20 protein-coding genes are annotated in these 20,647 nt (G+C 68.8%); 11 read left to right on the top strand and 9 right to left on the bottom strand.

From position 1 onward, the window contains the following. The first annotated feature begins 434 nt into the window (after positions 1-434). The 6 genes from EJO71_RS03960 to EJO71_RS03935 all read left to right on the top strand — a co-directional run bounded on the left by EJO71_RS03960 (position 435) and on the right by EJO71_RS03935 (position 6,129). Positions 435-1,046, top strand: coding sequence for an ATP-binding protein (locus EJO71_RS03960; protein ID WP_171022489.1), 612 nt, complete (start codon positions 435-437; stop codon positions 1,044-1,046). Positions 1,047-1,290: 244 nt separating this feature from the next. Beyond that, complete coding sequence (locus EJO71_RS03955) at positions 1,291-1,974, top strand: response regulator transcription factor (RefSeq protein WP_125946714.1); 684 nt, start codon at positions 1,291-1,293, stop codon at positions 1,972-1,974. Continuing rightward, complete coding sequence (locus EJO71_RS03950; protein WP_125946715.1) at positions 1,971-3,344, top strand: ATP-binding protein; 1,374 nt, start codon at positions 1,971-1,973, stop codon at positions 3,342-3,344. Before EJO71_RS03955 ends, EJO71_RS03950 begins: the two co-directional genes overlap by 4 nt. Positions 3,345-3,484: 140 nt before the next feature. After that, a complete protein-coding gene (locus EJO71_RS03945) occupies positions 3,485-3,973 on the top strand; it encodes a tripartite tricarboxylate transporter TctB family protein (protein WP_125946716.1) in 489 nt (162 codons plus the stop codon). Positions 3,974-4,010: 37 nt separating this feature from the next. Then, entirely contained in the window at positions 4,011-5,522 is a 1,512-nt protein-coding gene (locus EJO71_RS03940; protein WP_125946717.1) for a tripartite tricarboxylate transporter permease, read from the top strand. Positions 5,523-5,598: 76 nt separating this feature from the next. Continuing rightward, on the top strand, positions 5,599-6,129 hold the full coding sequence (locus tag EJO71_RS03935; RefSeq protein WP_125946718.1) for a hypothetical protein: 531 nt from the start codon (positions 5,599-5,601) through the stop codon (positions 6,127-6,129). Positions 6,130-6,148: 19 nt separating this feature from the next. Here EJO71_RS03935 and ureG read toward each other — a convergent pair whose 3' ends face one another. The 7 genes from ureG to EJO71_RS03900 all read right to left on the bottom strand — a co-directional run bounded on the left by ureG (position 6,149) and on the right by EJO71_RS03900 (position 11,203). Then, positions 6,149-6,799, bottom strand: coding sequence for an urease accessory protein UreG (gene ureG / locus EJO71_RS03930; protein WP_125946719.1), 651 nt, complete (start codon positions 6,797-6,799; stop codon positions 6,149-6,151). A 15-nt stretch (positions 6,800-6,814) separates the two neighbouring features. Next, a complete protein-coding gene (locus EJO71_RS03925) occupies positions 6,815-7,483 on the bottom strand; it encodes an urease accessory UreF family protein (RefSeq protein ID WP_125946720.1) in 669 nt (222 codons plus the stop codon). Positions 7,484-7,509: 26 nt separating this feature from the next. After that, complete coding sequence (gene ureE / locus EJO71_RS03920) at positions 7,510-8,145, bottom strand: urease accessory protein UreE (RefSeq protein WP_125946721.1); 636 nt, start codon at positions 8,143-8,145, stop codon at positions 7,510-7,512. Positions 8,146-8,237: 92 nt separating this feature from the next. Further along, positions 8,238-9,956, bottom strand: coding sequence for an urease subunit alpha (gene ureC / locus EJO71_RS03915; protein WP_125946722.1), 1,719 nt, complete (start codon positions 9,954-9,956; stop codon positions 8,238-8,240). 3 nt (positions 9,957-9,959) lie between these two features. Next, positions 9,960-10,265, bottom strand: coding sequence for an urease subunit beta (locus EJO71_RS03910; protein ID WP_093057422.1), 306 nt, complete (start codon positions 10,263-10,265; stop codon positions 9,960-9,962). 11 nt (positions 10,266-10,276) lie between these two features. After that, positions 10,277-10,876, bottom strand: coding sequence for a HupE/UreJ family protein (locus EJO71_RS03905; RefSeq protein ID WP_125946723.1), 600 nt, complete (start codon positions 10,874-10,876; stop codon positions 10,277-10,279). Between the two features lie 24 nt (positions 10,877-10,900). Further along, positions 10,901-11,203 (bottom strand): urease subunit gamma, encoded by a 303-nt coding sequence (locus EJO71_RS03900; protein ID WP_056512745.1) that lies wholly within the window; start codon positions 11,201-11,203, stop codon positions 10,901-10,903. A gap of 104 nt (positions 11,204-11,307) precedes the next feature. Here EJO71_RS03900 and EJO71_RS03895 point away from each other — a divergent pair, with 104 nt between their 5' ends. From EJO71_RS03895 to EJO71_RS03885, 3 genes are all read left to right on the top strand, one after another. Next, positions 11,308-14,886, top strand: coding sequence for an ATP-binding protein (locus tag EJO71_RS03895; RefSeq protein WP_125946724.1), 3,579 nt, complete (start codon positions 11,308-11,310; stop codon positions 14,884-14,886). Positions 14,887-14,909: 23 nt separating this feature from the next. Next, positions 14,910-15,917 carry a response regulator transcription factor gene (locus EJO71_RS03890; RefSeq protein ID WP_125946725.1) on the top strand — a complete coding sequence of 336 codons (1,008 nt, stop codon included), beginning with the start codon at positions 14,910-14,912 and terminating at the stop codon, positions 15,915-15,917. Positions 15,918-16,030: 113 nt separating this feature from the next. Continuing rightward, a complete protein-coding gene (locus tag EJO71_RS03885; RefSeq protein WP_240651235.1) occupies positions 16,031-16,714 on the top strand; it encodes a hypothetical protein in 684 nt (227 codons plus the stop codon). Between the two features lie 19 nt (positions 16,715-16,733). Here the strand turns inward: EJO71_RS03885 and EJO71_RS03880 are convergent, their stop codons facing one another. Further along, positions 16,734-17,654: a LysR substrate-binding domain-containing protein gene (locus EJO71_RS03880; RefSeq protein ID WP_125946726.1), complete on the bottom strand. Its 921-nt coding sequence runs from the start codon at positions 17,652-17,654 to the stop codon at positions 16,734-16,736. 92 nt (positions 17,655-17,746) lie between these two features. Between EJO71_RS03880 and EJO71_RS03875 the strand changes: the two genes are divergently transcribed. Next, positions 17,747-18,982 carry a pyridoxal-phosphate dependent enzyme gene (locus EJO71_RS03875; RefSeq protein ID WP_125946727.1) on the top strand — a complete coding sequence of 412 codons (1,236 nt, stop codon included), beginning with the start codon at positions 17,747-17,749 and terminating at the stop codon, positions 18,980-18,982. An 18-nt stretch (positions 18,983-19,000) separates the two neighbouring features. Then, positions 19,001-19,993 (top strand): tripartite tricarboxylate transporter substrate-binding protein, encoded by a 993-nt coding sequence (locus EJO71_RS03870; protein ID WP_125946728.1) that lies wholly within the window; start codon positions 19,001-19,003, stop codon positions 19,991-19,993. A 22-nt stretch (positions 19,994-20,015) separates the two neighbouring features. Here the strand turns inward: EJO71_RS03870 and EJO71_RS03865 are convergent, their stop codons facing one another. Further along, the gene (locus EJO71_RS03865; RefSeq protein ID WP_125946729.1) at positions 20,016-20,642 is read right to left on the bottom strand and encodes a helix-turn-helix transcriptional regulator; all 627 of its coding nucleotides are present in this window, start codon (positions 20,640-20,642) and stop codon (positions 20,016-20,018) included. Between the last annotated feature and the right edge of the window lie 5 nt (positions 20,643-20,647).

The raw sequence follows: 20,647 nt of genomic DNA, 5'->3' as shown, positions 1-20,647 counted from the left end.
TGGCAGCACGGGCACGAGCTACACGGGCCTGCCGCGCTCCTCCACCGGCTACGACTTCGGCATCCGCCACGCGTTCTGAAGTTGAACGCGCGCCGCGCGGGAGAAGGGGGCATTTGCTGCCCTTTTTCTCCTGCGCGGCTTTTTCGTTTTCCGCTCCTTCATCCATCCACCCATCTATCTGGAAGCGAGCTTTCGACAATGAACCGAATCAGACTTCTTGCAGGCGTGCTGGCGGCCTCCGGGCTGACCGGCTGCATCATGCTGCCGCCGCCTCCGATGCCGTATCGCCCACCACCGCCGATGCTCTTCGGCGATGCTCGCAGGCCGCCGCCTCCCGGATGGGGAATGTGCGCGGCCGACGGTGCTCCCGTGCAGGAACGCTGCGCGCGCGACGTGCCGGGCGAGCCCGGACCACAGCCTCCTGGAGCACACTGATGAGCGGTGCGCAGCTGCAATCGGGCAACCTCGGCGCCATCATTGCCGGCGCGATCCTGCTGGGCCTCGGCAGCGTGGTCTGCATGATGCTCTCGCTGTTCATCGCCAACCTGCGGCAGAGCGCGAAGGCGCAGGAGTTCGCGGCGCAGGCAAGGAGAGAAGCACGGCAGCGCCTGGACGCCAGCCGTGCACAGGACCTGCGGCCGCTGCTCGACGCGGCCGCGACCCAGGCCGATGGCAGCAAGGCCATCCGCCTCGACATCCGGCTGCCGCATGAAGCCGTGCGCGTGTTCGCGATAGAGGAGGAGCTGCGCGAGCTGCTCGCGAAAGTCACGGCCTATGCGGCCAGCGTGATGCGCGCCGGGACGACCTTGCAGGTATCCGCGCACGCGGAAGGCGAGCAGGCGGTGATCCACTGGCGCGACCTCGATGCCGTCGATGCGCGCCCGCTGCTCGCGAGGTTCTTCGACAGCACGCACGCGTCGGCCGCCGCGGCCAGCGCCAAGGCCTGCGAACGCATCGCCGACCATCATGGCGGGCGCATCTATTCGGCGCCCCATGGCGACGGCGTGCTTGGGCTGACGCTGCGCCTGCCGCTGCTGCGGGCATGACCGCAACCGGCGAACATGGACAAACGGTAATGAAGCTGCGGCGCTTTCTCTGATCCAATGGCGGCCAGGACGGCCCCGGCAGCGCCCGCGCGAGCGATGGGCTGCCGGCCGGCCTCATCGCCATGATGGCCATGATCGCCATGAGCACCAGAACGCAGCCACTCCCCAGCCTTCTTCCTTCACCGCCGGTTCCTCCCGCCGCTCCTCAACGGAGCGCCACGCCGCAGTGCTAGGCGCCACCGCCATGTGGCGCTGCCTCATCGTCGAGGACGACGCCGACAACGCGCGCTACATCGCCGACGGCTTCCGTTCGCTCGGCCACGTGGCGGTGATCAGCCGTGACGGCGCGGACGCGCTCGCGCGTGCCACCGGCGAGCCGTGGGACCTCGTCATCCTCGACCGCATGCTGCCCAACGAGGTGGATGGCCTGTCGATCCTCTCGACGATGCGCGCGCTGGGCAAGAAGACGCCGGTGCTGGTGCTCAGCGCGCTGAGCGCGCTCGACGAGCGCGTGCGCGGACTCAAGGCCGGCGGCGACGACTACCTCGCCAAGCCCTTCGCCTTCTCGGAGCTGGCGGCGCGTGCCGAGGCACTGGTGCGGCGCTCGCGCACCGGCCCCGAGATCCGCATGCTGCAGATTGCCGACCTCACGCTCGACCTGGCACGCCGACATGTCGAGCGCGGCGGCCGGCCCATCGCGTTGCAGCCGCGGGAGTTCAGGCTGCTGGCCTATCTCATGATGCATCCGGGCCAGGTCGTCACGCGCACCATGCTGCTCGAGGCGGTGTGGGACTACCAGTTCGACCCGCAGACCAACGTGATCGACGTGCAGGTCAGCCGCCTGCGCGGCAAGCTCGATGCAGGCGGCGCCCCGACGCTGATTCACACCGTGCGCGGCGTGGGCTACACGCTGGCAGCGCCGCAATGACCGCGACCCTGCGCCGGCTGTGGCGCTCGGTCGGTTTCCGGCTCGCCTTCTACTACGGGCTGCTGGTGGCGATCACCATGCTCGCGGCGCTGGCCATCGTCTACATGCAGACGGTGGGCGTGCTTCAGCAGCGCATGGTGCGGCAGGTGGCGGCGAGCATGCAGCAGCTGATGGTGCGCTACGACGCGCGCGGCGCCGACGGCGTGGCGGGCGAGATCGCGAATGCGCTTTCCGACGGCCGCAACTCCGACAACGAGATCTACCTGCTGACCGACCGCGAGGGCCGCAAGCTCGCGGGCAACCTCGACCAGATGCCCTCGCAGGCCCCCGACGCCGGCGACGGCGTGCACCGCCGCGTGGTGCGCGCGGGCCAGACCGTCATCGCCTACCTCGTGATGCGCCCGTTGCCCGACGGCGGACTGCTGGTGGTGGGCCACGACCTGCGCGACCAGGAGTCGATCGAATCGCTGGTGGCCAGCGCCAGCGCGGCGGCGGGCATCGTGGCGGTGCTGCTGCTGATCGGCGGTACCTTCGTCTTCCGCCAGGAGCTGGAGCGCAGCGTGGGCGCGGTGCGGCGCACGGCGGCTCGCATCGCGGCGGGCGAGCTGCAGGAGCGCGTGGAGCCTTCCTCGGGCGAGGAGGACGAGTTCGCGCTGCTGGAGCACGACATCAACGCGATGCTCGATCGCATCCAGTCGCTGATGGACGGCGTGCGCCACGTCTCCAACACCATCGCGCACAACCTGCGCACACCGCTTACGCGCGTGCTGGTGCGGCTGCGCGCGGCCGAGGCCGGACTCGGCGCGGACGATCCGCAGCGCGAGGCGGTGGCCACCGCCATCCGCGAACTGGAGGAACTGGCCGTGGTGTTCGAGAAGCTGCTGCAGATCGCCGAGGTCGAGGCCGGCGCGCGGCGGCAGCAGTTTGCGCCGGTGGCGCTGCACGTCATTGCCGACGACGTGGCGGAGCTGTACGAAGCCGTGGCCGAGCTGCGCGGCATCGTGCTGCTGCGCGAGCCCGCCGACATGGCCATCGCGCTGGGCGACCGCGACCTGCTGGCAGGCGCGGCGGCCAACCTGCTCGACAACGCGCTGAAGTACGCGGGCAGCGGCGCCACCGTGCGCATCGGCACGCACACGGTGGATGGAAGGGCGCAGCTCTTCGTGCAGGACGACGGGCCGGGCATTCCGGCCTCCGAGCACGAGCGCATCGGCGTGCGCTTCCACCGGCTCGACCGCAACGTGCCGGGGCACGGGCTGGGGCTGGCCAGCGTGCTGGCGGTGGTGGCGCTGCATGGCGGTCGGCTGGACTTCGCGGATGCGAAGCCGGGGCTGCGCGCATGCATCGACCTGCCGATGTCGGACGGCTGAGCGCACTCTTTCTCCCGCTCCCTCGTTCCCAACATTGCCGAACGGCAATGTTTTGTTCATGCACGGCGGCGCCGTGAATTCCTAGGATCGCCTGAGCGCACATCTCGTGCGGATCAACGCAGTTCCAGGAGACATCAACGGTGAGAATCAAGAGTCAGAGAGACTTCTGCTCGGGCGTGCTCTTCAGCGCCTTCGGCGTGGCCTTCGCATGGGGCGCCACGACCTACAACGTCGGCACCGGCGCCCGCATGGGGCCGGGCTACTTTCCCCTGATCGTGGGCATCCTCATCGCGCTCATGGGCGTGCTCATCACGCTCAAGGCGCTGGCCGTGGAGACCGACGACGGCGAGCCCATCGGGCGCATCGCGTGGAAGCCGCTGGCCTTCATCATCGGCGCGAACCTGATGTTCGGCGTGCTGCTGGGCGGCCTGCCGAGCATCGGGCTGCCGTCGATGGGGCTCATCGTCGCCATCTACGCGCTCACCTTCATCGCCAGCCTTGCCGGAGACAACTTCGGCTGGAAGGGCGTGACCGTCCTCGCGACCATCCTCGCGCTCGGCAGCTACCTGGCCTTCGTGGTCGCGCTGAAGCTGCAGTTCCAGGTGTGGCCGACCTTCATCTCGGGCTGATGCGCAAAGAAGAACAACAAGACCAAAGACAAGACACATGGACCTGATTACCAATCTCTCGATCGGCTTCGGCGTCGCCTTCACGGCGCAGAACCTCGTCTACGCCTTCGTCGGCTGCCTGCTGGGCACGCTGATCGGCGTGCTGCCGGGCATCGGCCCGGTCGCGACCATCGCGATGCTGCTGCCGGCCACGTACGCGTTGCCGCCGGTGTCGGCGCTGATCATGCTGGCCGGTATCTATTACGGCGCGCAGTACGGCGGCTCCACCACCGCGATTCTGGTCAACCTGCCGGGTGAGTCTTCATCGGTGGTGACCGTGATCGACGGCTACCAGATGGCGCGAAAGGGGAGAGCCGGACCGGCGCTCGCCGCGGCCGGCCTGGGCTCGTTCTTCGCCGGTTGCGTGGGCACGCTGATCCTGGCCGCCTTCGCGCCGCCGCTGACCGAGCTGGCCTTCAAGTTCGGCCCCGCCGAATACTTCTCGCTGATGATCCTGGGCCTGATCGGCGCCGTGGTGTTGGCTTCGGGCTCGCTGCTGAAGGCCATCACGATGATCCTGCTGGGCCTCGCGCTCGGCCTCGTGGGAACGGACGTGAACTCGGGCGTGGCGCGCTACAGCTTCGACATTCCGGAGCTCACCGACGGCATCGGTTTCATCGCCATCGCGATGGGCGTGTTCGGCTACGGCGAGATCATCGCCAACCTGGCCGTGCCCGAGCACGAGCGCGAAGTGTTTACCGCCAAGGTGAAGGGCCTGTGGCCCACCAAGCAGGACTTCAAGGACATGATGCCCGCCGTGCTTCGCGGCACGGCGCTGGGCTCCGCACTGGGCATCCTGCCCGGCGGCGGCGCGCTGCTGTCGGCCTTCGCGGCCTACACGATCGAGAAGAAGATCAAGCTCAAGAAGGGCGAGACGGCTTTCGGCAAGGGCAACATCCGCGGCGTGGCGGGCCCCGAGTCGGCCAACAACGCCGGCGCGCAGACCTCCTTCATCCCGCTGCTGACGCTGGGCATCCCGCCCAACGCTGTGATGGCTCTGATGGTGGGCGCGATGACCATCCACAACATCCAGCCCGGCCCGCAGGTGATGACCAGCAACCCCGAGCTGTTCTGGGGCCTGATCGCCTCGATGTGGATCGGCAACCTGATGCTGATCGTGCTGAACCTGCCGATGATCGGCATCTGGATCAAGCTGCTGACCATTCCCTACAAGTGGCTCTTTCCGTCGATCGTGCTGTTCTGCGCGGTGGGCGTGTACTCGGAGAACAACAACACCTTCGACGTGTGGATGGTGGCGATCTTCGGCATCGTGGGCTACCTGTTCCTCAAGCTGAAGTGCGAGCCCGCGCCGCTGCTGCTGGGCTTCATCCTCGGGCCGATGATGGAAGAGAACCTGCGGCGGGCACTGCTGCTGTCGCGCGGCGACTGGAGCGTGTTCGTCATGCGGCCGCTGTCGGCGGGCCTCCTGATCGCGGCGGCCCTGCTGCTGATCGTGGTGCTGCTGCCTTCGGTGAAGGCCAAGCGGGAAGAGGCCTTCGTGGAGGACTGACGGCCGGGGAGGAGAGGCGGGGCGGAACTCCGCGCCATACTTGCGGTCCCAGCTGCCGCCGCCTTCCTCCTCTTCGATGCCCGCCGTGCGACTTCCTTCTTCCCTGAGCCTTCTTCGTGCGCTTGCCGCCAGTGCAGCGTTTCTGGCCGCTGGTGCATTGCACGCGCAGGCCCTTCCACCGGGCGTGCGGCTGGGCATGTCGGCCGGGGAACTGCAGGCCGCGTTGCCCACCGCCGAGCGCGTGCAGCGGCCCCAGCGCTTGAGCGGTGGCCTCGTCGGCAACTGGCGCGCGGCGCCGGTCGAGATGGCGGGGCTGATGTTCGAGCCGACCTTCTTCTTCGCGGCCTCGGAGCTGAGGCGCGTCGAGTACGTCGCCTCGGCGCAGGCCACGCCGGACGGCGGCACGGCGGCCTTCGCGGCGCTGGTGCAGTGGGGCCGTGGTGCGTTCGGCACCGAGCTTTCTTCGCGCGACCCGGGCAGCGCGTATGCCGCATGGGTGAGCGACGACACCGACATCTACGTGCAGCAGCAGTCCGGCGACCCGCGCCGCGCCAGTGTGCGGCTGGTCTACAAGATGCGGCAGCTGCGCGACGGCAGCGAGCTCTGATCTTCGCCGCCGGGCTGCCTCAGGCGGCGGCCAGCATGCCCCGCTCCTCGATGAACGCGACCACGTCGGCCACGCCCGAGAGCGTCTTGAGGTTCGTCATCACGTAGGGACGCTGGCGGCGCATGCGTTGCGTGTCCTGTTCCATCACGTCGAGATTGGCGCCCACGTAGGGTGCGAGGTCGGTCTTGTTGATGACGAAGAGGTCGCTCTTGGTGATGCCGGGGCCGCCCTTGCGCGGGATCTTCTCGCCGGCCGCCACGTCGATCACGTAGATCGTGAGGTCCGACAGCTCGGGGCTGAAGGTGGCCGCGAGGTTGTCGCCGCCCGACTCGACGAACACCACGTCGGCGTCCGGGAAGTCTTCGAGCATGCGGTCGATGGCCTCGAGGTTGATGGAAGCATCTTCGCGGATCGCGGTGTGGGGGCAGCCGCCCGTCTCCACGCCCATGATGCGTTCGGCCGGCAGCGCGCCGGCCACGGTCAGCAGGCGCTGGTCTTCCTTGGTGTAGATGTCGTTGGTGATGGCGATCAGGTCGTACCTGTCGCGCATCGCCTTGCAGAGCATCTCGAGCAGCGTGGTCTTGCCGGAGCCGACCGGGCCGCCGATGCCCACGCGCAGCGGGGGCAGTCTCTTGGTGCGGTTGGGAATGTGGTGCAGGGCGGAGGTCATGGGGTGGTGTCCGGTTCAGCTTCGGAAGAGGCGGGAATATTGTGTTTCATGGCGGGCCGACAACACCGCCAGCAGGGGCGCGAAGGCCTGGCGCTCGTCGTCGCCGAGCGCCATGGCGCGGGTCGCGGCATCCGGGATTTCCTGTGCCAGCCGTCCGAGGATGCGCTGGCCCGCGCTCTGGCCCAGCGGCACGGCCTTGACGGCGGCGGCGACCATGTTCTCGGCCCAGCCGAAGGCGAAGGCCAGGCAGGCGTCGTGCACCGTGGCGCCGGCGCGGCTGGCCGCGAAGGCGAAGGCGATGGGGTAGCTGGCGGGCAGGTCGGCGAAGACTTCGACCGTGTCCGCGTGATGCAGCTTGAGCCACTCGACGAAGGAGCGGCCCATCTGCTCGGTCTGCAGGAAGAACTCGGCCGACTCACGGGTGCTCAGCACCCACTCGTTGAGCTGGCGGATGCGCGGCATGTCGCTGGCGCGCCAGGCCGCGACGGCCTGCGCGAAGACGGCCAGGTCGCCGCGCGCGAAGCCCAGGTGCAGCTGGTCGGCGAGCCATTCGGCGGCGCGTGGTTCGGAATCGACACCGGCCCATTCGACGGCGGCCTCGACGCCCTCGGAGTACGAGAAGCCGCCCACGGGCAGGGCTGGGGAAGCGAGCCAGATCAGCTGCAGGAGGCTTTGGGCAGACACGTCAGTCGTTGCGCCTTGCGTCGTGTTCAGTGCGAGTGGCCATGGTGGCCGTGACCATGATCGTGGTGCGAGTGGTCATGGTCGTCGAGCAGCTCCGGCGCGAGCACGAGCGGCTTCGGGCCTTTGCCGGCACTGCTGCCATGCGAGTGGCCGTGGTCGTGGTGGTCGTGCCCGTGATGGTCGTGGCCGTGGCCATGCGAGTGCTCGTGCGACCCGTACGCGCCACCCTCGGGCTCGAAGGCCTCTTCGACCGCCACGACGATCAGGTGCATCGAACGCAGCATGTCGGCCAGCACGTGGTCGGGCTCGATCTTCAGGTGGTCGGGCTTCAGCTCGATCGGCACGTGCCGGTTGCCCAGGTGGTACGCCGCGCGCGTCAGGTCGAAGGGCGTGCCATGGGCCGTGCAATGCGTGATGCGCAGCACCGGCTGCGGCGCCGCGACCACGCGCACCAGCGAGCCGTCTTCCGCCACCAGCACGTCGCCGCCCCGCACGGCGGTGCCGCGCGGCAGGAACACGCCGATCTGGCGGCCCTGCGAGTCGGTGGCGTCGAAACGACTCTTCTGGCGGATGTCCCAGTCGAGCTCGATGGTGGCTGCGCGCTTGAGCAGCACGGGCGCGAGGCCGCGGCCCTGGGGCATGAGTTTGTTGGCGGTGAGCATGGTGCAAATGGAGCGCCCCGGAGAGCGCCCGCTGGCTGGATGAATACCTTCGAGGATACGCAGCCTGTCAAGCAGGCGCACTCCCCGGGGCTTCAGAACAGGAAATAGCGCTGTGCCATCGGCAGCAGCTTCGCCGGCTCGCAGGTCAGCAGGTTGCCGTCGGCGCGCACCGCGTAGGTCTGCGCGTCGATCTCCATCTTCGGCGTGTAGCCGTTGTGGATCAGGTCCTTCTTGCGCACGTTGCGGATGTTCTTCACCGCGCTGAGCTGCTTCTTCAGGCCGTAGCGTTCGCCGATGCCCGCGGCCAGCCCGGCCTGCGAGACGAAGGTGAGCGAGCTTTTCGCGAGCGATCCGCCGTAGGCGCCGAACATCGGGCGGTAGTGCACCGGCTGCGGCGTGGGGATCGATGCGTTCGGGTCGCCCATGGCCGCCAGCGCGATGGTGCCGCCCTTCAGGATGGTGAAGGGCTTCACGCCGAAGAAGGCCGGCTTCCAGATCACGATGTCGGCCCACTTGCCGACCTCGATCGAGCCCACCTCGTGCGCTATGCCGTGCGCGATGGCGGGGTTGATCGTGTACTTGGCGACGTAGCGTTTCGCGCGGAAGTTGTCGTTGCGCGCGCTGTCCTCGGGCAGCGTGCCGCGCTGCAGCTTCATCTTGTGCGCGGTCTGCCAGGTGCGGATGACGACCTCTCCGACGCGGCCCATGGCCTGGCTGTCGGAGCTGAACATGCTGATCGCGCCCAGGTCGTGCAGCACGTCTTCCGCGGCGATGGTTTCCTTGCGGATACGCGATTCGGCGAAGGCCAGGTCTTCCGCGATGCCGGCGTCGAGGTGGTGGCACACCATGAGCATGTCGACGTGCTCGTCGAGCGTGTTCACGGTGTAGGGCATCGTCGGGTTGGTGGAGGAGGGCAGGAAGTTGCTCTCGCCCACCACGCGAAGGATGTCAGGCGCGTGGCCGCCGCCCGCGCCCTCGGTGTGGAAGGCGCAGATGCCGCGCCCACCCACGGCGGCGATGGTGTTCTCCACGAAGCCCGATTCGTTGAGCGTGTCGCTGTGAATGGCCACCTGCGTGTCGGTGGCGTCGGCCACGTCCATGCAGTTGCTGATGGCCGCGGGCGTGGTGCCCCAGTCTTCATGCAGCTTCAGGCCGATGACGCCGGCGTCGATCTGCTCGTGCAGCGCGTGCGGCAGGCTGGCGTTGCCCTTGCCCAGGAAGCCCAGGTTCATCGGGAAGGCGTCGGCCGCCTGCAGCATGCGTTCGATGTGCCAGGGGCCGGGCGTGGAAGTGGTGGCGAAGGTGCCGGTGGCGGGGCCGGTGCCGCCGCCGAGCATGGTGGTCACGCCGGAAGAAAGCGCCTCCTTGATCTGCTGCGGGCAGATGAAGTGGATGTGGCTGTCGATGCCGCCCGCGGTGACGATGTTGCCCTCGCAGCTGATGATCTCGGTGCCCGGGCCGATGACGATGTCGACGCCCGGCTGCACGTCGGGGTTGCCGGCCTTGCCGATGGCTGCGATGCGGCCGTCCTTCAGGCCGATGTCGGCCTTCACGATGCCCCAGTGGTCGAGGATGAGTGCGTTGGTCAGCACGGTGTCGACCGCGCCCTGCGCGCGGGTGCGCTGCGATTGCGCCATGCCGTCGCGGATGGTCTTGCCGCCGCCGAACTTCACCTCTTCGCCGTAGCCGCCGGCGCGAAGGGTGTAGTCGGCCTCGACCTCGATCAGCAGTTCGGTGTCCGCAAGGCGGACGCGGTCGCCCACGGTGGGGCCGAAGATTTCAGCATAGGCGCGTCGCCCGATGGTGGCCATGTTTCAGAGCTTCCCTTGAACGAGGCCGCGAAAGCCGTAGACGATGCGATCGCCGGAAAAATCGACCAGCTCGACCGTGCGCTGCTGGCCCGGTTCGAAGCGCACAGCGGCGCCCGAGGCGATGTTCAGCCGCATGCCGCGCGCGGCCTCGCGGTCGAAGCCGAGCGCGCCGTTGGTCTCGGCGAAGTGATAGTGCGAGCCGACCTGGATCGGCCGGTCGGCGGTGTTCTGCACCACCAGCGTGAGGGTGCGGCGGCCGGGGTTGAGCGCGTGCTCGCCGTCGTCGGTGAAGAGTTCGCCAGGGATCATTGCCGGCTGCCTCAGATGGCTTGCGCCAGCAGCGTCGCGCCCAGGCCGAGCACTGCGGCGCCCGCGATGCGCGGCAGCCAGGCGTTGGCATGGCGCAGTGCCCAGCCGATCGCGATGCCGGCGGCGTGCAGCAGCACCGTGGCGCTGACCATGCCGGCCAGCGTGAGGGCCGCGCCTTCTTCGCTGGCCAGTTCGTAGCCATGCGCCACGCCGTGGAACACCGCGAACACGCCGACCACCGCCATCGCCGCCACGGCCGGCAGGTGCACGCGCGTGACCACCAGCAGGCCCAGCACCAGCAGCGAGGCCGCGATCATCGGCTCGACCGCCGGCAACTGTACGCCGGCCATGCCCGTCAGCGCGCCCACCAGCAGCATGCCTGCGAAGGCCAGTGGCGCCCAGAGCAGGTCGGGCCAGGCGCGGCGCGCGGCCAGTGCGCTCCAGAAGCCGACCGCGACCATTGCGGCCAAGTGGTCGGCGCCGGTCAGCGGGTGCAGAAAGCCGGTGACGAAGCCATGGTGCATGCCGCCGTCGACGCCGGTGTGGGCGCTGGCCGCGAGCGGCAGCAGGAGGGCGAGCAGAGCGAGGGTTCTGGAAGCGTTGTTGCGCATGGAAAGTCCTTTGTTCTTCGAATTTCAGACGATGGGCTGGTGCACGGTGACCAGCTTGGTGCCGTCGGGGAATGTGGCTTCGATCTGGATGTCGGGAATCATCTCGGCGATGCCGTCCATCACGTCGGCGCGGGTCAGCACACTGCGCCCGTCGCTCATGAGCTCGGCGACGCTCTTGCCGTCGCGTGCGCCTTCCATCACGGCGGCGGAGATCAGGGCGATGGCTTCGGGGTAGTTGAGCTTCAGGCCGCGGGCCTTGCGGCGTTCGGCGAGCAGCGCCGCGGTGAAGATCAGCAGCTTGTCTTTTTCGCGCGGAGTCAGTTCCATGGGATCGGCATCGGGTGGCGGAGAGTGGCGGCCATTATGGGCAAGCCGGCTTCTTTGCAACAGTCGTGCCCTGTTCGCCAAAAGTCGTACGGATGGCACGGAAGATGCACCGAAACGGTGTGAACACCGAAGCCGCCTCTGCCACCCCGGACGACGCTCCCCAGCGCATCGTCAAGGTGCGGCGCGACTACAACAGCTGGGTCGCCAGCGAGACGCTGGAAGACTACGCCCTGCGCTACACGCCGCAGCGCTTTCGCAAGTGGTCCGAATGGCGGGTGGCCAACACGGCCTTCGGGGCGGCGTCGTTCCTGATCCTGGAGGCGGTGGGCGCCACGCTGCTGGTGCAGTACGGCTTTGCCAACGCCTTCTGGGCGATCCTGGCGACGGGGCTCATCATCTTCCTGGCGGGCGTGCCGATCAGCGTGTACGCGGCGCGCTACGGCGTCGACATGGACCTGCTCACGCGCGGCGCGGGCTTCGGCTACATCGGCTCCACGCTCACTTCGCTGATCTACGCGAGCTTCACCTTCATCTTCTTCGCGCTCGAGGCGGCGGTGATGGCCTATGCGCTGGAGCTGGCGCTGGGCATTCCGCCGGTGTGGGGCTACCTGGTGTGCGCGCTGGTGGTGATCCCGCTGGTCACGCACGGGGTGTCGGCCATCAGCCGGCTGCAGCTGTGGACCCAGCCGCTGTGGCTGCTGATGCTCGTGGTGCCCTTTGCCTATGTGCTCGTGCGCGATCCTGGTGCGTTCGCGGGCATCGTGCACTACAACGGAGTGCGGTCCGGCACCAAGGGCTTCGATCTGCACCTGTTTGGCGCAGCGCTCACGGTTGGCATCGCGCTCATCACCCAGATGGGCGAGCAGGCCGACTACCTTCGCTTCATGCCCGCGCGCACTGCGACTACGGCGCGCCGCTGGTGGGCCGGGGTGCTGGCCGGCGGGCCGGGCTGGGTGGTGCTGGGCGTGCTCAAGATGCTGGGCGGGGCGCTGCTGGCCTACCTGGCGATCACGCACATGGTGCCGGCCGACCGCGCGGTCGACCCGAACCAGATGTACCTGGCGGCCTACGAGTACGTGTTTCCGCACTACGGCTGGGCGGTGGCGGCCACGGCGCTGTTCGTGGTGATCTCGCAGCTCAAGATCAACGTGACCAATGCCTATGCCGGTTCGCTGGCCTGGAGCAACTTCTTCTCGCGCGTGGCGCACAGCCACCCGGGGCGGGTGGTGTGGGTGGTGTTCAACGCGCTCATCGCCTTCATGCTGATGGAGATGAACGTGTTCGAGGCGCTTGGCGACGTGCTCGGGCTGTTCGCCAACATCGCCATCGCCTGGATGATGGCCGTTGTGGCCGACCTGGTCATCAACAAGCCGCTGGGGCTGTCGCCGCCGGGCATCGAGTTCAAGCGCGCGCACCTGTGGGACATCAACCCGGTGGGTGTGGGCGCGATGGCGCTGGCCTCGGGGCTGTCGATCACGGCGCACCTGGGCGTATTCGGGCCGCTGGCTCAGGCGTTCTCTGCGCTGATCGCGCTGGGCACGGCGCTGGTGGCCTCGCCGCTGCTGGCGTGGGCGACGGGCGGCAAGTACTACCTGGCGCGCGGTCCGGCGGCAGCCTTCGAGCCCGCCGCCGGACCGCGCGCGGTGCGCTGGGCGAAGGTCGAGACGGGCAGCTACCAGCGCCTGAAGGTGCAGCAATGCGTGATCTGCGAGCGCGAGTACGAGGGGCCGGACATGGCCCATTGCCCCGCCTACCAGGGCGCGATCTGCTCGCTGTGCTGCACGCTCGACGCGCGCTGCGGCGACCTGTGCAAGCCGCACGCGAGCCTGTCGTCGCAGTGGTCGGCGGTGCTTCGCTGGATGCTGCCGCGCCGCAGCTGGCGCTACCTCGACACGGGGCTGGGGCATTTCCTGCTGCTGATGCTCATCATCGTGCCGCTGCTGGCCGTGGTGTTCGGCGTGCTCTACCAGCAGGAGCTGCGCGCCTTCGCCGAAGGCGCGCTGGAGCTGGCTTCCGAGTCCGACGTGGCGGCCGCGCTGGCGGGCGTGCAGAAGCTGTCGCTGCGCTCGGGCTTCCTCAAGGCCTACATGGCGCTGCTGGTCATCGCGGGCATCGTTGCGTGGTGGCTGGTGCTGGCGCACCAGAGCCGCAAGGTGGCGCAGGAGGAGTCGAACCGCCAGACCCACCTGCTGGTGCGCGAGATCGAACTGCACCGCGAGACCGACCGCGCCCTGCAGGCCGCCAAGCAGGCCGCCGACGAGGCGCGCGAGATTGCCGAGCAGGCCAAGCAGGCGGCCGACCAGGCCAACCAGGCCAAGAGCCGCTACATCAGCGCCATCAGCCACGAGCTGCGCACGCCGCTCAACAGCATCCTGGGCTATGCGCAGCTGATGGGCGAAGACCACTCGGTGCCGCCGCATCGCCAGCAGGCGGTGGCCGTCATCAAGCGTGGCGGGGAGCACCTGCTGTCGCTCATCGAGGGCACGCTGGCCATCGCGCACATCGAGGCCGGCAAGCTCACGCTGCATGCACGGCCGATGCGCTTCGCCGACACGCTGCGCGAACTGGCCGACATGTTCGAGCTGCAGGCGGCGGAGAAGGGGCTGCAGTTCCGTTTCGAAGCGGCGGGGGCGTTGCCCGAGGTGGTGCGCGCGGATGAAAAGCGCGTGCTGCAGATCCTCATCAACCTGCTGGGCAACGCGATCAAGTTCACGGCGGTCGGGCAGGTCACGCTGCGGCTGGCCTATGCGCGCGAGTTCGCTTCCATCGAGATCGAGGACACGGGCCCCGGCATGCCGGCCGGGGACATCGAGCGCATCTTCGAGCCCTTTGCGCGCGGCAACGCGACGGGCACGGCCGCCGCGCCGGGCGCGGGGCTCGGCCTCACCATCGCCAAGATGCTCACCGACCTGATGGGCGGCGAGATGAAGGTGAGCAGCACGCCGGGCGTGGGGTCGCTCTTCTGCGTGCGCCTTTTCCTGCCGCGCGTGCACGACACGACGGCCGGCTCCGGCCGCCCGCTGCCGGTGCAGCGCGCGCGGCGCGGCTACGAGGGCCCGCGTCGCCGTTTGCTGGTGGTGGACAACGAAGAGGCCGACCGCGACCTGCTGGGCCACCTGCTCGCGCCGCTGGGCTTCGAACTGCGCAGCGCGGCCAGCGGACACGACGCGCTCGACCTCATCGCGGCCGGCTACCGGCCCGATGCGATGTTCGTCGACCTCGCGATGCCCGGCATCGACGGCTGGGAAACCATCCGCCGCGCGCGCAAGCTGGGGCTGACCGAAGCCTCGGTGGCCATCGTCTCGGCCAACGCATTTGACAAGGGGCTCGACAACGACGTGGGCATTGCGCCGGAAGATTTCTTCGTCAAGCCCGTGCGCCATTCCGAATTGCTCGACTGGCTCGAGCGCCGGCTCGGGCTGCAGTGGACCGACGTTGCCGCCAGGCCCGCCGCCGCTGCGGCGCCGCGCGCGATGCAGGCCCCTTCGCTGGCTCGCCTGCGCGCGCTCGACGAGGCCGTGAGCCTGGGTTACTTCCGCGGCATCATGAACCAGCTCGACGACATCGACGCCGCGCAGCCCGAATGCGCGGCCTGGACCGACGCCCAGCGCGCGCTGGCCCGGCAGTTCCAGTTCGAGGCCATGAGCCGCGCGCTGGCCGAGGCCGTCGAAAGCGCCGCATGACCCCGCCGACGCAACCTCCTGCCATGGAAACCTCATCGCTCGCCAAGACCCTGCGCGAACAGCAGGGCGCCAACAGCGACCTCGTGCTGATCGTGGACGACGTGCCCGACAACCTTGCGGTACTGCACGACGCGCTCGACGAATCGGGCTACACCGTGCTCATCGCCACCAACGGCGAACAGGCGTTGCAGCGCGCCGTGCAGGCCAAGCCCGACATCGTGCTGCTCGACGCGATGATGCCGGGCATCGACGGCTTCGAGGTCGCGCGCCGGCTCAAGGCCGATGCGGCCACGGCGCACATTCCCATCGTGTTCATGACGGGCCTCACCGAGACCGAGCACCTGGTGGCCGCGCTCGAGGCCGGCGGTGTCGACTACGTCACCAAGCCCATCAAGCCGAAGGAAGTGCTGGCGCGCATGAACGTGCATCTGCAGGGCGCACGTCGCGCGCGGCAGGACGCTCAGCAGGCCGGCCAGGCGCGCAACGCGCTCGATGCCTTCGGCTACGCGAGCATCACGGTGCGGCTGCCCGAGGGGCGGCTGATCTGGCAGACGGCGCTCGCGCGCGACCTGCTGCAGCGCTACTGCGACACGCGCGCGCCGGAAACGCCGCCGGCCGTGCTCGAATGGCTGCGCAGCCACACGCCCGACGCACGCCAGCGCGGCATCGAGCCGCCGGCGCTGTCCATCGTGCAGGGCGCCAGCAGCCTCACGCTGCGGCTGCATCAGCAGACTGGCAGCGACGACGACGGCGACGAGTGGATGATCATCATGCGGGAGGTGTCCGACACCGCCGTGATCGAAGCGATGAGCCTGAGCCTGAAGCTCACGGCGCGCGAGGCCGAGGTGCTGTACTGGGTGGTCAAGGGCAAGACCAACAAGGACATCGGCGAGATCCTCGGCAGCAGCCCGGCCACGGCCAAGAAGCACCTGGAGCGGGTTTACGTGAAGCTGGGCGTGGAGACGCGCACGGCTGCGGCCGGCGTGGCCATCAAGCGCATCCGGGAGCTGCAGCCCCAGTTCGAAATCTGAAGGGTACCCACCGCGCGGCGCCGCGTCATGGCGCCTTCTTGCCGCCTCCCTAGAATGGTTCGAGGGCCCACGGGATGCGAGCGATGAAGAACAGCAGCAGGTACAGCAGAACAATGCCCCGGCCGCCATGGCGCGGCTGGATGCTCGCGGCTTCCGGTCTGTTCACGGGACTGGGCGCGCAGGCCGCAGGGCATTTCGACGTGGACGACGCCAGCACGCTCGATCCGGGCCAATGCCAGTACGAGACCTGGTGGGGCCGCACGGGGGTGGAGCCCATCACCGGTTTTCACTTCGGGCCCGCCTGCCGCGTCGGGCCGTTCGAGCTGGGCCTGAACCTCGACCGGACCTCGGTGGACGGCGTCCATTCGGTGACCGGCGGACCGCAGCTCAAGTGGAATTTCTACGGACAGGCGGCCGACGCGCCATTCAGCGCCGCCGTGTCGATGGGGGCGGTGTTCGACATGAAGCGCGGCGGCCGTGCGGGCGGCCAGTTCGTCGTGCCCCTTACCTGGCGGCCGCTCGGCAGCCTGCAGATCCATGCGAACGTGGGCGCCGACTGGGCCACCGGAACCGGCGTACGCACGCCGCGCGGCGGCATCGGCGCCGAATGGGCGCTGAACGACACCGTCTCGCTCATCGCCGAGCGCAGCCGTGCGTCGAACGTCTGGACCTCGCGCATCGGCGGCCGCTTCAGCATCACGCCGCTCATCAGCGTGGACGTGAGCGCGTCGCGCACCGGGCCGCAGGGCGTGCGCGGCTTCGTGATCGGGCTGAACCACGAGTTCAGCTGGAAGTGAGCTTCCCTCCCGAGCCTGCCTATCGCAGGTAGCGCTGTATGCGCTTCTCGTCTTCCGCCAGCTGCTGGCGCATGAGTGAAATGAAATCGCGCGCGGTGGCCGACAGCACCTTGCCCGCGGGCAGCGCCAGCAGGCAGGTGAAGTACACGTCGACCGAGAACCTGCGCACCACCAGGCCGCGCTCCGCGTAGTCGAGCGCGGTGATCGGGTTGACCAGCCCCACGCCCAGGCCACGCAGCGCCATCTCGCACACGCTGGCCGCGTAGGGCGTCTGCACCAGCACGCGCAGCGCCACCCCGTGCGGCGCCAATGCCGCCTCCAGCCGCTGGTGCGAAGGGTCTTCGGGGTTGAGCGAGATGAAGGGCGCCTCGGCCAGCTGCTCGGGCTTGATGGTCTTGAAGCGGGCCAGCGCATGGTCGGGCGGCATCACCACCACGCCCGGGGAGCGCGCGAAGGTCGAGTGGTCGATGCCTTCGAGCGAGAGCTCGTCGGCCATCAGCCCGAAGTCGGAGATGCCCATGGCCACGCGGTCGCGCACATCCTTGGAGCTCAGCACCTGCAGCGACACCTGCGGCCAGGGGCTCGCGCCGCGGTGCGCCTTCAGCCGCGCCAGCGCGCGCGGCATGAAGCCCAGGCCGTAGGCCGGAAAGCTGCTCAGCTCGAGCTGGCTGACGCCGAAGTCGCGCAGGCTGCGCACCCGGTGCTCGATGGCGTCCATGCCGATGAAAACCCGCTCCACCTCGACCCACAGGGCGCGCGCCTCGGGCGTGGGCACCAGCCGCCCGCCGGTGCGCTGGAACAGCAGCATGCCGGCCTGGGTTTCGAGGCGCTTGAGCGACTGGCTGATCGCGGGCTGCGTCACATGCAGCAAGGCCGCGGCCTTGCGGGTGGAGCTGCTGCGCATGAGTGCCCGGAATGTTTCGATTTCGCCGAATCGCATCGATAAGTTCTGTTATCGGTTGAGTATCTGAGGCTGCGTAATTTTATTTCCGATTGCATAAGATTTGGGCACAACTTCATACGCATGACCCCGTGACGACATCGCCCGTTCTGGACTTCAAGTTCGCAGCTCCCCCGCTGGACCCGCAGGCCAACTCCTTGTCCACGGGGCATTCCCCCGGTCTGGTGCGCGACCGGACCCCCAAGCCCCTGCGCAACCCGAACCTGCGCGGCCTGCAGTGCCTGCGGTGCGATGCGCTCTACCCGGTCACCCTGACGCACGACGGCTGCCCGGCTTGCAAGCGCGCGGGCGTCCACGTGGCGCTGCGCGCCAGCTACCTGCCCGACAGCGCGGAGTTCATGCCGATGCCGTACACATCCAGCTTCGCGCTGGGGGAGGGGCAGACGCCGCTGCAGGACATGCCCGAACTGGCGCAGCAGTTCGATGTGGCGCGCCTGTCCATCAAGGACGAATCTTGCAATCCCACCGGTTCGCACAAGGACCGCATGACGGCGGTGGGCGTTGCGCAGGCACTCGATTTCGACGCTCACACGCTGGTGCTGGCTTCCTCGGGCAACGCGGCCGTTTCGGCAGCGCACTACGCCTGGGCCGCGGGCCTGGGCTGCGAGGTCGCAACCTACGAGGGCATGCCGGCCACCTACGCGCGGCAGCTCGATGCGCTGGGCGCGCGGCGCTATGTCTTCTCCGACAACGCGGGCCGCTGGGCCTTCGTGCGCGAGCGCTCGCAGCACCCCGGCTATTTCGCGCTGACCAACTACCGCCTGCCCGCGCTGGGCAGCGCGCCGCTGGCGATCGAGGGCTACAAGCCGATCGCGCTCGAATGCGTGAACGACGGCGGCCTGCCAGACCACGTCGTCATTCCCACGGCGCGCGGCGACCTGGCGTGGGGCATCTACGCCGGCTTTCGCGATCTGCTGGCTGCGGGGCGCATCGCGCGCCTGCCGAAGCTCTGGCTGGTGGAGCCCTTCCCGCGCCTCGCGCGCGTGTTCGCGGGCGGCGCCATCAACGGCAGCTATCCGGGGCACACGGCGCAGTTCTCCACCGCGGGTGCCACCGTCACCTACTTGCAATGGCAGGCCGCGACGGCCACGGGCGGCGGTGCGGTGGTCGTCGACGACGAAGAAGCGCGCGGGGCTCGTCGCGCGCTCACTGCAGCCGGCGTGAGCGCCGAGCTGTGCGCGGCCGGCGGCCTTGCCGCGCTGCGTCAATTGCGTGAGAGCAACTCCATTGCGGCGGACGCGCACGTGGTGCTGATGCTGACCGCCAATGCGAGTGGCGATCCGAGCTGGCCCGATCGCCCGATCTAACCTCTTCAGGAATCCAACATGCCGACGATGAATCGCCGGGCCTTCGTGGCCTCCGGCTCTGCAGCCCTGCTCGCCTCTTCCGTCAGCCCCGCTTGGGCGGCCTACCCCGACAGGCCGGTGAAGCTCATCGTGCCGTGGGCCGCCGGCGGCAGCACCGACGCCATCGCACGGGCCATGGCGCAGCGCATGAGCCAGACCATCGGCAGCCCGGTGGTGGTGGACAACAAGCCCGGCGCCGCCGGCATGATCGGCACCGACGCGGCGGCCAAGGCCGCGCCCGACGGCTACACCATCGCCATCGTCGAGCTGCCGCATGCGATTGCTCCGGCGGTGACGGCGAAGCTGCCGTACGACCTGCTGCGCGACTTCACGCCGGTGACCATGATCGGCACCTCGCCGCTGGTTTTCTTCGCGGGCATGGGCGACGACAGCAAGGATTTCAAGACCTTCCTGAAGACAGCAGCAGCTGCAGCGGCGAAGGGCGCGCCACCGGCCATCGCGCACAGCGGCGCGGGCACGGTGAGCCATCTGGCGGGGGAACTGCTGGCGAACCGCACGAAGATCAGGTTCAACATGGTTCCGTACCGCGGCTCGGCGCCCGCGCTCACCGACGTGGCGGCGGGCACCGTGGCGGGCCACTTCGCGACGCTGGCCAGCGGCTCCAGCCTGCTGGGCGGCAACCGCATCCGCCCGTTGCTGGTGACGAGTACGCAGCGCGTGAATCTGCCCGGCCTGCAGAACGTGCCGGCGCTCGCCGAGAACGGGCTCAAGGGCCTGGAGATCGACCAGTGGTGGGCCATGGTGGCCCCGGCCACCACGCCGCTGGAAGTGATCGAGAAGCTGCGCCGCGAAGCCATCGCCGCGCTGGAGCATCCGTCGGTGAAGGAGCGGCTGTCGGTGCTCGGCGTGCAGATGAAGGGCTCGACGCCGGCCGAGCTGCGCGCCTTCCTGCGCTCGGAGGCCGAGCGCTGGCAGAAGGTCGCGCAGGAGATCGGCCTGCAGCCGCAGTAAGCGGCAGGCGCTCTCTCTTCTTCTATTTCGCGTCGCTGTACACCGTGGCGCGCGACACGCCCATGTGCGCCGCCGCTATTTCGGCGCCGCGGCGTACTTCCAGCATTCCGGCCTTCTTCAGCTCCTGCACCAGCTGCTTGCGGTCGGCCGGCTTCAGCGAGCGCGGCGTGGTCGCGCGTGCGGCCGCGAACTCGTCGATGCGTGCGTGGATGCGGTCGGAGTGATTGCCGCCGGCCTCGAGGTGCTCGTGCACTTCCTTGTCGTCGATGCGCGTGAACTGCGAGATCGCGCCCTGGAAGCTCTGGAACAGCGTGAGGTCGACGTTCAGGCACAGCGCGGCCACGTATTCGCCGCTCTCGTCCTTGATGCCGATGGAGGTGCTCTTGACCTTGCGCCCGTCGGGAAAGGTGTTGGCGTAGTTCGCGATCACCGCCGGGAACCCCGGGTCGCGGATGCGCGCGAGGCCGAGCTCGGTGACCGACTCGCCGACCTCGCGGCCGCTCAGGCTGTTCTCGATCGCATGGATCGCGTTCTTCGGATTGCTCAGGTCGTGCACCACCACTTCGCAGAAGGGCGCGAAGGTCTGGCCCAGGCCCTCGGCCATGTTGCTGAGCATTTCCAGGAGCTGCTTGTTCGGCTTCTTCTTCATACCGG

It is taken from the genome of Variovorax sp. 679 (assembly GCF_003952185.1).
In the GTDB taxonomy this organism is placed as follows: Bacteria; Pseudomonadota; Gammaproteobacteria; order Burkholderiales; family Burkholderiaceae_C; genus Variovorax.
Note: the sequence above shows the minus strand (reverse complement) of the source record. Positions and strands in the feature narration are given on the sequence as shown.